Origin of the sequence: Vulcanococcus sp. Clear-D1 (assembly GCF_014654725.1) — a bacterium.
GTDB lineage: Bacteria > Cyanobacteriota > Cyanobacteriia > PCC-6307 > Cyanobiaceae > Vulcanococcus.
Window position 1 is genome coordinate 1 of sequence record NZ_JACVZV010000002.1, and the last position, 12,029, is coordinate 12,029.

Below are 12,029 nucleotides of genomic sequence, written 5' to 3' on the forward strand. Positions count from 1 at the left end.
ATCACAGAGGGTAATTGTCCCGTGAATCGCTTCGGTTTTCCAGAGCCTCCCTAGGGCAACGGCGCCAGAATGATGCTCACGGCCAATTCCAGTGAACACCACACAGCTGCGCGCCTTGTTCAGCAAGCCTTACGGCGCACCTGCCCCCACAGAACAGCAATGGCGAGAGGCCTACAGCGAAGACGTGGTGTTTGAAGACCCGACTCAGAAACAGAAAGGGCTCAAGGCCTACCTGGCCGCCCAGGAGGGTCTCTTGCGCCGCTGCGACGATGTGTTGCTCAAGCCGCTCGCCATTGCCTGCGACGGCAACACCGCCTTCGTGGAGTGGGAGATGGGCCTGAAGATCAAAGGCATTGAATTCATCTATCCAGGCGCCACCCGGCTTCTGCTGAACGACGAAGGAAAAATCGTGGACCACCGCGACTACTTCGACTTTGTGGGCCCCACCTTTGAGCCGGTGCCGGTGATCGGCAGCTTCGTGCGCTGGCTCTACAAGCGCTTCGTGAGCTGAGGCCGCGCTAGCCACAAAAAAAGCCCCGCCGTGCGGGGCTGTGGCGTCAGCTCTAGAGGCTGATCACTTCTGGTAGCGAATGCCGCGATAGGCAAGAGCGGGATGCTGCTGCGGAGCAGCCTGCTTGTTCTGCTCGTACTTCTGGCCGCGATAGGTGAGGGTCATGGTCGTTGTCCACAGGCAAGTCCAGGTCCCCGTTCCATGGCCTGGATCGAACTGCGCCTCGCGGGTGCGAGGCGAACGTTTTGGTAGCGGTTGCTACCCCCATACTTTGCGCCTGGGCGAGCATGACTGGCGTTCGCGCCGATACCAAGCGCGCGATGACCGCCGCAAAGCACGTATTTCGTAACGTGCCACCCATGAATGAGAAACCAACCGCAATGAAACTGCCCGAGGGATGGCGCGTCTGGGCCCTGGTTCTCGCCCTCAATGCCGCCGCGGGCTACCTGTGGTTCCTGGATCGCAACATGGAGGCACCGATGACCCACAGCGGTATCGGAGCCTGGCTGCGCTCGCTGGGGATCTGAACCGCTCAGCCGGAGGTAAACAGGTTGATCACCGCCGAGATCACCGTGGAATAGAACAGAAAGCTCACCACGGAGTGGAAGAGCACAACACGCCGAATCGAACTGTCCTCGAGGTTGGTGTCGCTCATCGCGTAGGTGAGCCCAACCGCATACGACACATACAGAAAATCAGTGAACTCAGGTTCATCGGAGCCTGCAAACACAAACCCCTGCGGATTGGGGCCATCAGCTGCCGGCCTTGGATTGAGCTTGAAATACTTCTTGGCGTAGTAAATACCGAAGCCGTTATGCATCTGCAACCAAACGGCAAACAGTGAGGCGAAGTAAATGAAGGTGCGCCAGTCCTGGGGCAGGAGCGAATCGGCGCTATGCACGTCACGCACACACAGGCTCAGCAGCCCAACGCTGATAAAGGTAAAGATCACCGTGCGCTCCAAGAGCAGTGCACGGCTGGGAAGCCATCGCCCGAAGATGTCACGAGTCTGGACTGCATTGATCCGAAAGGCCTGCAGAAAAAAGCGCGTCTGATCGAACACGATCGCGGCCAGAAAGCCGATGGGGAAAGCTTCTCGAAGCCGCAGCAATCCAGCCAGGAGCAACGTGACCACAACCCCCACCAACAGCGACAGAACAAAGCGACTGCTGTCTCGGAAACAGGCTGGGTGTGTTCGGCTCACAGCGAGAGAAGCCTGGCAGCGGCACACTAACGGTGGTCAACCGCCCCGACAGCCCACTCCGCGTGACCCAAACCGCCAGCCCAACGCCCGCCCAGGTGATCAGCGAACTGAAGGCGGGCCATGAACGCTTCAAGCAGGCCAACTCCATTCATCCGCATGCCAGCGAGGCCCGCCTGCATGAACTGGAGCAAAGCCAGGCCCCCCATGCCGCTGTTCTCACCTGCTCAGATTCACGCGTGGCGGTGGAGCTGATCTTCGACAGCGGATTTGGCGATCTATTCGTGATCCGCAACGCGGGCAATTCCGCAACACCAGGAACCCTGGCGTCGGTGGAATATGCGGTAGAAGCCCTTCAGGTGCCGCTGGTGCTGGTGATGAGTCACTCAGGCTGTGGAGCCGTTGGTGCAGCCTGCGTGCCGGAGCATCTGCTCACCCCCACACTGATGGATCACGTGGGCCATATCCGCAACGGCCTCAAGGGAGCTGGCCTGCCCTTCGAACCGCAGGTGGATCTCGCCCATGCCTACGGCCTGCACGCCCAGATCACGGCACAGGAGCTGATCAACAGCAGCGCCTTGCTGCGGAAGCGTCTCCAGAGCGGCCAGCTGGAGGTTCACGCCGCCTGTTTTGTGCTGCACAACCTCGAGATCAACTGGCTTGGGTCGCAGCGCGTGGCTTGATCCGACTCACCAGGTGATGCCGGCTCCAGCTGCTGGCCCAGTCGATCTTGCGGCCGAGGGAACTGCCCAGACGTGTGCCCAGCTGAGCCCCCCACTCCTGCCCGCCGCTCAGGCCGCGGCCCAGGCCTCCCATCACCGCCTCGGTGGCCCGCTCACCGGCCTGATCTTCACCGAGCCGCACGAGCCAGCTGAGGCGCCCCACCTGGCGATCGCGTCCATGGCTGCGAATCAGGTCCTCCACCGCCTGGCCGGCCACGATTGAACCGAGCGTCATCCCCGCCACAGCGCCGGCAGGTCCAGCCAGAGCGGCACCCACCACTGCACCGGTGCTCCAGCCGGCTTCCTCGCCCAGCTTGCCGCCGAGCTTGCGGATCGACACCGAGCCGAGATCGCCCTTGCGCAGAGGACTTTCCCCATCGGCCAACTCCCCATCGGCCAACTCCCCACCGGCCACCGAACCAATCACCGACCCCAGCAAGGCACCGCCCGCGCCGAAGATCACCGCCCCGCGCGCACCGAACAACCAGGCACCCAGCACACCGGCACTGCTACCCAGTAGCACCTGCCCCAAGGCCGCACCAATAATGTTGCCGCCCATCTGGCGCAGCATGCGCCCCCAGGCGGAATCCATCGGCGGCTCGTGCCGGCGCCGATCGATCAGATCACAACCCAGATCCGCCAGCCCCATCTGCCAACGCAGCTCGGAGCAGCCGGGCTCGAGCTCCACCACCAGGCTGCCGCTGGCGTTTCGCCGCAGCAGCGACCGCACCCAGGGCTGTGCCCCGAGCGCCACCTGCAAACCCGCCAGATCTTCGGCCCGCATGCCCTGGCCATAGGCGAGACGCAGACGCTGCGGAGTGGCGTGCATGAGTTGGAGCTGCGATGGGGTCACCAATGCCTCCCCGATGGTTGTCTTCAGCCACACACCATGCTGCTCAAAGAACGCCAATTCGGGGGCGTCTTCTGGCAACGAGCGTTAAATTTTGGCCAGGTGCCGTGATCAGGTTCGTCATGCTCGAGCTGGAAACTCTGCTGGCCTTTGGCCTTGGTGCAGGCCTGATGGCTCTAGCTCCGGTGGTGGCCGCCGTTGCGGGCAAAGACAGCAAGATCACCAATGCGGTGAGCGGAACCGGTCGCTCGATCACCAAGCAGGGTCTGAAGATCGGCCTGGTGGTAGCCGACAAGACATCCGGCGCCGTGAAGGGATTCAGCCGTGGCCTGGCCGAAGTGGGCGAGAGCTTCACCGATGTGCTGGCCGAAGCCAAGGCTGACCTGGCCCAAGCTCGTTCCACCGGCAAGTGAGTCCATCCGGGGCACGGATCGCGCTGAACATTCGCCATCAGCTGCCCCATCGCCTCCGTTTCGACTGCCCACAAGAGCTGAGCAACGAACAGCTGTGGCTGATTGAAACCGCTCTGCAGCAGCTCCAACCCGATTGGCAGGTCCGAGCTGCTGCTCACCGCCGCGGTGTGGTGGTGAGCAGCCAACCTGAGCAGCGCCTGTGCCCAGCCGTGGTGGCTGGCGTTGTGGATACCGCGCTGCGCGCACCGGATCCGCATGGCCCAGCTGAACCGCCCACGCCGTTGCAGCGCTGGCTGGGACAAAGCCGCCAAGGATCGATCAAGGTGTTGATGGCGCTCGCGATTGCCGGTTGGGCCCTGCCGATCCTGCCGGGTACACCCTTTTTCCTGCTCGCTTGGTGGTTGGGATGGCGACCGGAGCCCGAGCCAGCAGCCTCAGCTGAAGCGGAGCTCCAGCCAGCCCTGCTCCAGCCGAGCACCTGAACAGCGCTGGTTCTGAAGACGTTCCGGCAGCGCCACCAAGCGGCGGAGCCCGCCGCTGATCAGCACAATCTGCGCGCCGATCTGCTGCACGTCGAGCTGTGCCTTACCGACTCCGGGCATGGGGAGCCGCAACACTGCGGCCTCCGTATCAAGGTGCGGCCGCGCGGCGCAGGGCTCCTGTGCCACAAAGGCCTCCAACGCCTTCGGATCCGAAAGGTTCAGCAAGGCTGTGGCCGTGAGTTCCTCGGGCCACCAGCTGGGGCGCTGGGCCGCCAACAGTGCGGCTGCGGCTCCGTGCAAGCCCACACGGCTGGGCAGGAAGCCACGCAGGCTGATGGCGCTGAAGCGTTGGCGCAGCAGCCGTGCCTGGGGATCCGGGCACTCCAGTGCCAGGCTGAACTGCCAGTCAGCCTCCGGCGCCAACAGCGCCGCCATCTGCTTTAAGCGCTGCCGCCAGCTGGCATCGAGGCGCAGGCTCTCCGACGACGGCAACTTCAACCGCAGCATCAATTCGAGGCTGGACAGGGATTGACGGGTCTGATCCCACCAGGCCAACAGCGGCTCGAGCAGCGACTCCACCAGCGCCGGTCCCGTGCGCGCCAGCTCCAGCAAGGCGAGCGCTTCACCAGGAGCTGGCAGCAGCACCGTGAGTGGCCGTTGCTCGCTCAACGCCTCCGCCAGAGCGAGGCAGCGCAGCAGCATGTCGACCCCGGGGAGGGGAGGCACCAGCAACGGCTCCAACTGCTGAAGCTGCAGAAGCTGCAGCCAGGCCTCCAGGCGAGGCTCGAGCTGCTGCCAGAGCTGCATCGCATAGGGAACAGCGGTGTAGGCGCCAGCAGCGGCAGTTGCCCCTGACGGCGGCGCCAACCACTGCTCGCCACTCAGATCCAGAACAGCTGCCCCTGCCCTCCCTGGCAAACGCTGCTCCGCCTCCACCAACGCGCAGGCCAAGGACGGCAGATCAGCGCTGACGCAATGCAGATCCGATCCAAGTAAATCCATGGGCGATCATTGAAGCGCTGATCCTGGGGCGTGTGCAGCGGCACAGCAGCAAATCAGCTTTACAGTGAAAATTGGAAAACAGCGCAGCCGCGAGCGCTGATTGGTCAACGCACCCCAGGTCATGTTTGAGTTTGAAACCGTTCTCGCCTTCGGCGTGGGTGCCAGCCTTGTCGCCCTCGCGCCAATGGTGAAGCGCATGGGGAACCACCAGCTCAGCGACTCGATGAGCAGCGTGGGCAAATCCATGGCCAAGAACGGGATCAAGGTGGGTGTCACCGTGGCCGGCGTGGCCGGTAGCGCTGCCCGCAACGTGGCGCGTACCGCGGCGGAAGCCGCCGAATCATTTGTCGACCTGGTCGCAGAAGCGAAATCGGAGATGGATGAATCGAGCGCAGCCAACGCCGCCGCGAGCGCGCCCGCAGCCTCACCCGAGAAGGCGATCACCAAGGTGAACGTCGACTGAACGACGGTCGCACCAGCTCTCGCCCCCCCGATCCTTTCCCTTCTTCGCTGTGCTCGCCGAACCCCCGCGTTTGCCACACCTCTCGGTGGTTCCCGTCTCCCGCAACAGCAGCTCAACCGAGCGCGATGGGACAGCGCAGGACTACAGCGTGGAACAGGTGTTGCACCACAGCGCTCGGCGTGTGCGCTTCCGGGTAGGCGGCTCCGCCGCTAGCTGGCCCAAGCTGGAACAGGCCCTGAGCCAGGCGGCGGAGGTGAAACACGTGCGCCTCAACCCCGTGGCGGGCTGTTGCGTGGTGGAGTTTGATCGCGGCGCCGCGGTGGATCCGCTTCAGTGGCTGCAGCAGCTGCCCGGTGCACTGCCGGCCTTGCAACGCCTGGCCGAGGCACCGACCACAACCAGGCCCGAGGCCAAGCCTCAAGAGGGCGAAGCCGACGACGAGAGCTTCGTTCCAAGCCGAATCATCTTGCCGGTGAGCTCCCTGGCGCTGGCGCTATTGGCGGGCCCGCTGGCGCTGCCGCCGCTGGCAGTAGCCGCCTTCATTCTCGTGTCGGCCCATCTGAGCTTCAAGCGCGCCTGGCAGGGCCTTAAAGAAGAGCGCAAGATCAACGTCGATTTCCTCGACGCCCTGGCGGTGACCCTCCACAGCCTGGAGGGGTTCCTGGTGGGCCCGGCGATGATGATCACCATGATCGAGGGCGGCGAAGCAGTGCGCGACGCCACCCAGCGCATCGCGCACTCCGCCAATACCGATCTGCTGGCCAGCCTGCAGACCGACGTGCGCCTGCTGGTGGATGGCACCGAGGTGATCGTGCCGAGCACGAGCCTGCAGGCGGGCGATCGCATCGCCCTCTTCCCCGGCGATCAGATCCCTGTGGATGGCCGCATCGAAATCGGCGAAGGCTCGCTCGATGTGGTGAAGCTCACCGGTGAATCGGTGCCCCGCCACGCCAGCCCCGGCGATGAAGTGCTGGCCGGCTTCATCCTGCTGGAGGGCAACCTCGTGGTGGAAACCCAGGCGGTGGGCGAAGCCACCCGGGTGGGCCAGATCACCGCCATGATCGAATCAGCCCCGGTGTACGACACCCGCGTGGGCAATGTGGCCGGCAAGGTGGCCAACCGCTTTGTTCTCCCCACCCTGGCCCTGGCCGGTCTGTCGCTGCTGCTCAGCGGCGGCAACATCGCCCAGGCAGCCTCGCTGCTGATGTTTGATCTGGGCACGGGTCTGCGCGTGTCCGTACCCACGGCAATCATGGCCGCTCTCACCCGCGCCGGCAGCCAGGGGCTGCTGATCCGCAGCGGCCGCTCGCTTGAGCAGCTGGTGGATATCGACGTGGTGGTGTTCGACAAGACCGGCACCCTCACCCAGGGGCATCCCTCCGTGGTGCATGTGGAAGTGGTGGCCGGCGCCCACTCGATCAACAAGCTCGTGCAGCTGGCCGCTTCGGCGGAGCAGGGACTCAACCACCCGGTGGCAGAAGCGATCGTGAAGCACGCCGAAGCACTGGGCGTGAGCGCCGAAGAGTGCGAGGCCTGGGATTACCGCATCGGCCGCGGCGTTGCCGCCACGATCCAAGGGCATCAGGTGTTGGTGGGTAACGCCAAGCTGCTGCGCGAAGAGAAGCTTGAGCCCGCCACACCGAGCGTGGATCCCGAGCTGGAAACCGCCACCCCGGTGTATCTGGCCGTGGATGGCACGGTAGTGGCGGTGATCTACGCCGCCGACGCCCTGCGCCCCGACAGCCAGGCCATGGTGGCCGAGCTGCACCGCCGCGGGATCCAGGCCCACATGCTCACGGGTGATGTGAGCAGCGTGGCCCATGCCGTGGCCAAGCGGCTGGGCCTGCGGCCTGAGGAGGTGCACGCCGATGCTCTGCCCGATGAGAAGGCGAAGCTGGTGCAGGAACTGAGCCAACAGGGCCACAAGGTGGCCTTTGTGGGCGATGGCATCAACGACTCCGCCGCCCTGGCCTACGCCGATGTGTCGATCTCCTTCGCCTCCGGCAGCGACCTCGCCCGCGAAACGGCAGACATCGTGCTCACCAACGACAAGGTGTCGGATCTGATCGTGGCCCAAGACCTGGCCCGCGAAACGTTCGGCCTGGTGAAGCAGAACATCGGCATCGTGGGTGTGCCCAACCTCTCGGCGTTGCTGCTCGGCACCTTCCTGCCCGTAAGCCCGATCGCAGCCGTGGTGCTGAACAACGGTTCAGCGCTTGTGGCCGCCGCCAATGCCATGCGTGTGCTCGGCTTCAAGGGCAAACAACTGGCCTCTGCAGCCCCAGGCGAACCCGCCACTGCCGCAGGCGAGCCCATCGCAAGACCTCCCGCAGCCGCGATGCAGGAAGAGCAGGAGGCCATCAGCCTCTCGGCGCTCTCCAAACGCCTGGGCGTTGCTCACCAGAGCATCACGGCGCGGCGCAAGCGCGGCGATTTCGGCCCCTGGATTCAGTCGCTCGATCCAGCTGGCTACGCCTGGTCGTATTGCGATCGCTCGAACACCTACCGCCGGGCCATCGCTTAGGTCATGGTGTCGAGCTGCGCTGAATTGGTGCATGCCTTGCCAGGCCGCTGGCGCTATCGCCTGCGCAGCGCCACCCCAATTCAGTGGGCTCGCCTGGAGCTAGAGCTTCAGGCTTCCCTGCCCCTGGGCCCTTGGCACTGGCGGCTGAATCGCCACTGCAGCAGTCTGCTGCTGGAGGCCCGGGACTCCCAGCCACAACACCAGGGTTGGCAGGGCTTGGTGGCAGCCCTGGAGCGGTGCGGCGCCAAGCCACCTGAAGCTGAGGTGGTGCACGTGAGGGTGCAGGTGATGCGGGATCGCCCCTCCCGACTCATGCGCTGGCTGATGGCGCCGGCCAACCTGCTCAGCTTCCTGGCGGCCAGCGGCCTGCTGGGCATGGCGGCGCTATTGACCCTGGGCGGAATCCTTGGATTGATCCTGCCGCTGGCGCCAGGTCTCCCGCTCTTGCTCCTGGCGTTTGTGCTGGTGGAAACGGCCTTCCGCTTGCGCCGGCCCTTCACGGCGGCGGGTTGAATCGTGCTGGCAACACCAGCCCAAGCATCGGCGGCTCCGGCCTGGGATATCCGCAGCGACTTGCCCGGGCGACTCAGGCTGCGATGCAGCGAGTTGCATGAATCGGAGCCGCTACGGCGCCACTGCCGCACTGTGCTCACCGGTTGCCACTGGCTGGAGGGATTTCGAATCAACCCGATCGCCGGCTGCCTGAGCCTGCGCTTTCCGGCCCATCGGCGCCACGACCTCCGCCCGCTGCTGCAGCTGGCCCTCACCCTCCCCCATGGCTTCACCTCCCTGAAGGAACTGAACCAGGGCAGAAGCCGCAGCCAGCAGAGCCTCCGCCACGCCGCCATCTGCGCTGGGCTGTTCGGTCTGGATTGGCTTGTGGGCGTGCCACTTCTGGCCCTGCAGGGAGCCACCGCTCTGCTGATGCTGCCGGTGCTGCTGGAGCTGCTTCACACGCTCCGCCGCGAACGCATTCTGCCGGTGGAAGCGCTCGATCTGGGGTTCAGCGCTGTGCTGCTCCAGCAGGGGCTGCCCCGCGAAGCGCTGATGGATCTAGCCCTCGACGACGGCAGCAGCCTCCTGCGCGACAGGGGCCATCACGAGCTGAGCCGCAGCGATTACCGCGATCTGATCACCCGGCTCGCCGAGCAGGAACGGGTATGCACAGCAACCCCGGGAGGCCTTGAACAACCGATCGGCCAGCTCAGCCAGGGGGATCGGATCCGGCTCAAGGCTGGCGATCTGGTGTTCATGCCCTGCCGCGTTGTGAGCGGATCGCTGGTGGCGATCAACCGCCAGCTCACCGGCGACTGGCATCCCCATCAAGTGAGACCTGGCGATCGGTTGGAGCTGGGCTGCATGGTGGTGTGCGGTGAAGCGGAACTGGAGGTACTGCAAGCCTTCAGCGATTGCCCGCTGTTTCAACTTCCACCCTCTCGGAAAGATCCAGAACGCAATGCGGCTTGGCAGGCTGGGCAGCGCGTGCTCAATCCATTGCTGTTCGCCCTGGGCAGCATCTGGGCTCTCGCGGGTGCGAGCGAGCGGGCCCTGGCGGCGTTTCAGTTCAATCCGATCAACGACTGGGAAACGAGCCGCGATGCCAACCGCCTCGCTGCCGCAGCTGAGCTGCGGCTGCACGGCATCACGGTGGCGAACCCGGATGTTTTTACCGAACTCGGACGGCTTCAGCGGCTGCTGGTGAGCCACAGTTGCGCGGAGCGGCTGCACCGGCTGGAGCTGCGAGAAGAGCTCCCTGCCGGCAGCCCTCTGCGCACCGGCGAGCTGATGCGGATCCTGGCCGGGCTGCAGCAGTGGCTCGTGCAAGACAACACGGTGCCGATCTGGACGACGCAACTGGAAAACGTGTCGGATCCCATCGGTGTGAAGCATCTGGAACTGCACGACCTGAACCAGGAGGGCTGGCAGGTGAAGCTCGAGGACGGCCGCAGCCTGCAGATCGTGCATGGAAGCGGGGATCCGGCGGCGAACCGGAGCCACGCCGTCACGGTGGCCCCGTTGGAGTTCCGCGACAACGAGCGTTGCCTCGGCAGGGTGATCGTGGAGCGCAGGCCGGATGACAGCTGGACGCTGGTGCGCGAGCAACTCCAAGAGCTGGGGATCACCGTGGAGTATGTGGGCCGGGCCGTGCACGATGCCAGCGAGGCCAACCAGCGACTGCAGCGGGTCGAGAAGTACCAAGCCCTTGGTGAACGGGTGGGCTATCTGGGCGATGTGATCCACGACATCCCGGCTCTCGCCAGGGCGGATGTGGCGATTGGGCTCGATTTCGATGAAGCGGGCATGCTCACCAACAAGCTCTGCGATCTCTGCTTGAGCCGTGATCCGCAATGGTTGCCGCGGTTGGTGGTGCTGAGCCGCAGCCTGAAGCGCACCACCGATAGCAATGCAGTGATGATCGGCCTCACCCATCTGTTGTCGTCGGTGGCAACGGCGGGGCTCACCATCAGCCCCCTACAAACGGTGCTGTTGGCCGACATCCCACTGGTGCTGGCGGAGCTGCGCAGCCTCAACAGCTTCCACAGCCACACCCGCAACACAGTCAACTGACCATCAAATTGGTCACCATGCTGCAGATGGTGGACTAAAACAGAACACTCACAATCGCCTGCAACAGCACGACGCGCCGTGCAAACCCATCCTCCAGGTCCACATCGCTCATCGCCAAGGTGAGCGCTTCGGCTGGATGCAGCCGCACCAGCAGACCCACCACCATCACCGAGGAGCCGAACAACAGGGCCCTCAGGCCCCGGGCTCAGGCCCTGCTGATCCGCCAGCTGCTGCGCTGACCCTGCCGCGTGCTGCGTGAAAACTGAAGACCCAGGCGGATGAAGCCCATCGCGCCATCTTCGAGAGGCTGAGCTGCAGGCAGGCGACGCAATTCCAGCAGATCGCAGAGCTGGCGGGTATCCAACTCGATGCCGCTGCGCATCAGCATCTCCAGGATCTCCAACCGCTCACGCAACAGCCGCAGCTGGGCATAGCGAGCCGCTTCACCCCAGCTATCACCCACCGGCACGGGCAGATTGTCCTGGCCTGGTTCATCAAACACCAGCTCCGCCGTGATCGGCTCCAGCGAAGCGCCACTGCCCACGTGGCTGATCAACTGCTCGGCTTGTTCAGCGCTGAGCAGGGTGCGCATACCGCGCCGGATGGGCTGAATCCCGAGCCGGCGCAGCAACAACAGCAAGTCGACCCGACTGATTCCCAGGTCCTGCTCCAACTGAGAGAGCGGCACCAGATCCGGCTGAGCCACGGTCTGCGTTGTGAGGTGCGGTCATTTTGACCTGATCAGCCGAAAAAGACCGCACTGCCCGGCAAGGTCAACCGGACATGACCGCCTCAGGTCTTGGGAACAAACAGCTGCGACAAAACGATGAGGATGCCGGCACCCGCCAGCGCAGGAAGAATCACCGGCAGGCCTTTTGGAGCAACAGCCGAAGCAAACAGCAGGACATTCATGACCTGTGTATCAGAGGCAAGCGTTGATTAGCACCGCTTCAGGGATCGTGCCGCAGGTGCGCAACCTCTCGCAAACTGAGCCACGCCAGCTTGCAAACCATGGCGCACCGGCCGACGCAAACGCACGCGGTAAGCCACATGACTGGGGCCGAAATGGCTGATCAGCGCCTCCCGGGCTTCGTGCTGCAGCTCTTCAAGATTGGTGGCGCTGATCTGGAGATGCTGCTGGCGGGCCGCCGCCACGAGCTGCCCCGGTTGATCGCTGATCAGCTCGAACACCACATCCTGCATGTCTATCCCCATCGGTCCTGAGGCGAGTCTGGGTGGTTTTTCAGGGATTGGGGGGTGCTGCAGACGACGGGAAACCGTTCCGCGCGTCCT

The 12,029-nt window shown here is 64.5% G+C and carries 16 protein-coding genes; 9 read left to right on the forward strand and 7 right to left on the reverse strand.

Going from position 1 to position 12,029, the window contains the following annotated elements; genetic code table 11:
- Positions 1-91: 91 nt before the first annotated feature.
- The gene (locus tag H9532_RS00085; RefSeq protein WP_296364538.1) at positions 92-511 is read left to right on the forward strand and encodes a nuclear transport factor 2 family protein; all 420 of its coding nucleotides are present in this window, start codon (positions 92-94) and stop codon (positions 509-511) included.
- Positions 512-574: 63 nt separating this feature from the next.
- Here H9532_RS00085 and H9532_RS00090 read toward each other — a convergent pair whose 3' ends face one another.
- On the reverse strand, positions 575-676 hold the full coding sequence (locus H9532_RS00090) for a DUF4278 domain-containing protein (RefSeq protein ID WP_296364539.1): 102 nt from the start codon (positions 674-676) through the stop codon (positions 575-577).
- A gap of 122 nt (positions 677-798) precedes the next feature.
- Here H9532_RS00090 and H9532_RS00095 point away from each other — a divergent pair, with 122 nt between their 5' ends.
- The gene (locus H9532_RS00095; RefSeq protein ID WP_296364541.1) at positions 799-1,038 is read left to right on the forward strand and encodes a hypothetical protein; all 240 of its coding nucleotides are present in this window, start codon (positions 799-801) and stop codon (positions 1,036-1,038) included.
- 5 nt (positions 1,039-1,043) lie between these two features.
- Here the strand turns inward: H9532_RS00095 and H9532_RS00100 are convergent, their stop codons facing one another.
- A complete protein-coding gene (locus H9532_RS00100) occupies positions 1,044-1,646 on the reverse strand; it encodes a DUF1345 domain-containing protein (RefSeq protein ID WP_296364543.1) in 603 nt (200 codons plus the stop codon).
- 131 nt (positions 1,647-1,777) lie between these two features.
- On the opposite strand from H9532_RS00100, the gene H9532_RS00105 reads away from it, so the two are divergent.
- Complete coding sequence (locus H9532_RS00105; RefSeq protein ID WP_296364545.1) at positions 1,778-2,395, forward strand: carbonic anhydrase; 618 nt, start codon at positions 1,778-1,780, stop codon at positions 2,393-2,395.
- Here H9532_RS00105 and H9532_RS00110 read toward each other — a convergent pair.
- Positions 2,364-3,263: a hypothetical protein gene (locus H9532_RS00110; protein ID WP_296364547.1), complete on the reverse strand. Its 900-nt coding sequence runs from the start codon at positions 3,261-3,263 to the stop codon at positions 2,364-2,366. The two genes, H9532_RS00105 and H9532_RS00110, sit on opposite strands and share 32 nt — an antisense overlap.
- Positions 3,264-3,406: 143 nt before the next feature.
- On the opposite strand from H9532_RS00110, the gene H9532_RS00115 reads away from it, so the two are divergent.
- Positions 3,407-3,697 (forward strand): hypothetical protein, encoded by a 291-nt coding sequence (locus tag H9532_RS00115; protein ID WP_296364549.1) that lies wholly within the window; start codon positions 3,407-3,409, stop codon positions 3,695-3,697.
- Positions 3,694-4,179 carry a hypothetical protein gene (locus H9532_RS00120; RefSeq protein ID WP_296364551.1) on the forward strand — a complete coding sequence of 162 codons (486 nt, stop codon included), beginning with the start codon at positions 3,694-3,696 and terminating at the stop codon, positions 4,177-4,179. The genes H9532_RS00115 and H9532_RS00120 overlap by 4 nt, the downstream gene beginning before the upstream one ends.
- Here the strand turns inward: H9532_RS00120 and H9532_RS00125 are convergent.
- Positions 4,132-5,181, reverse strand: a complete 1,050-nt coding sequence (locus tag H9532_RS00125; protein WP_296364555.1) for a hypothetical protein — start codon at positions 5,179-5,181, stop codon at positions 4,132-4,134. The genes H9532_RS00120 and H9532_RS00125 overlap by 48 nt on opposite strands.
- Before the next feature lie 121 nt (positions 5,182-5,302).
- Between H9532_RS00125 and H9532_RS00130 the strand changes: the two genes are divergently transcribed.
- From H9532_RS00130 to H9532_RS00145, 4 genes are all read left to right on the forward strand, one after another.
- Positions 5,303-5,644, forward strand: a complete 342-nt coding sequence (locus tag H9532_RS00130) for a hypothetical protein (protein ID WP_296364557.1) — start codon at positions 5,303-5,305, stop codon at positions 5,642-5,644.
- An 85-nt stretch (positions 5,645-5,729) separates the two neighbouring features.
- On the forward strand, positions 5,730-8,168 hold the full coding sequence (locus H9532_RS00135) for a heavy metal translocating P-type ATPase (RefSeq protein WP_296364558.1): 2,439 nt from the start codon (positions 5,730-5,732) through the stop codon (positions 8,166-8,168).
- A 3-nt stretch (positions 8,169-8,171) separates the two neighbouring features.
- Positions 8,172-8,681: a hypothetical protein gene (locus H9532_RS00140; RefSeq protein WP_296364559.1), complete on the forward strand. Its 510-nt coding sequence runs from the start codon at positions 8,172-8,174 to the stop codon at positions 8,679-8,681.
- Between the two features lie 93 nt (positions 8,682-8,774).
- Positions 8,775-10,736: a hypothetical protein gene (locus tag H9532_RS00145; protein ID WP_296364560.1), complete on the forward strand. Its 1,962-nt coding sequence runs from the start codon at positions 8,775-8,777 to the stop codon at positions 10,734-10,736.
- 34 nt (positions 10,737-10,770) lie between these two features.
- Here the strand turns inward: H9532_RS00145 and H9532_RS00150 are convergent, their stop codons facing one another.
- From H9532_RS00150 to H9532_RS00160, 3 genes are all read right to left on the reverse strand, one after another.
- Positions 10,771-10,920 carry a hypothetical protein gene (locus H9532_RS00150; protein WP_296364562.1) on the reverse strand — a complete coding sequence of 50 codons (150 nt, stop codon included), beginning with the start codon at positions 10,918-10,920 and terminating at the stop codon, positions 10,771-10,773.
- Between the two features lie 21 nt (positions 10,921-10,941).
- Complete coding sequence (locus H9532_RS00155; RefSeq protein ID WP_296364564.1) at positions 10,942-11,442, reverse strand: hypothetical protein; 501 nt, start codon at positions 11,440-11,442, stop codon at positions 10,942-10,944.
- A 233-nt stretch (positions 11,443-11,675) separates the two neighbouring features.
- A complete protein-coding gene (locus H9532_RS00160) occupies positions 11,676-11,939 on the reverse strand; it encodes a hypothetical protein (protein WP_296364566.1) in 264 nt (87 codons plus the stop codon).
- Positions 11,940-12,029: the final 90 nt, after the last annotated feature.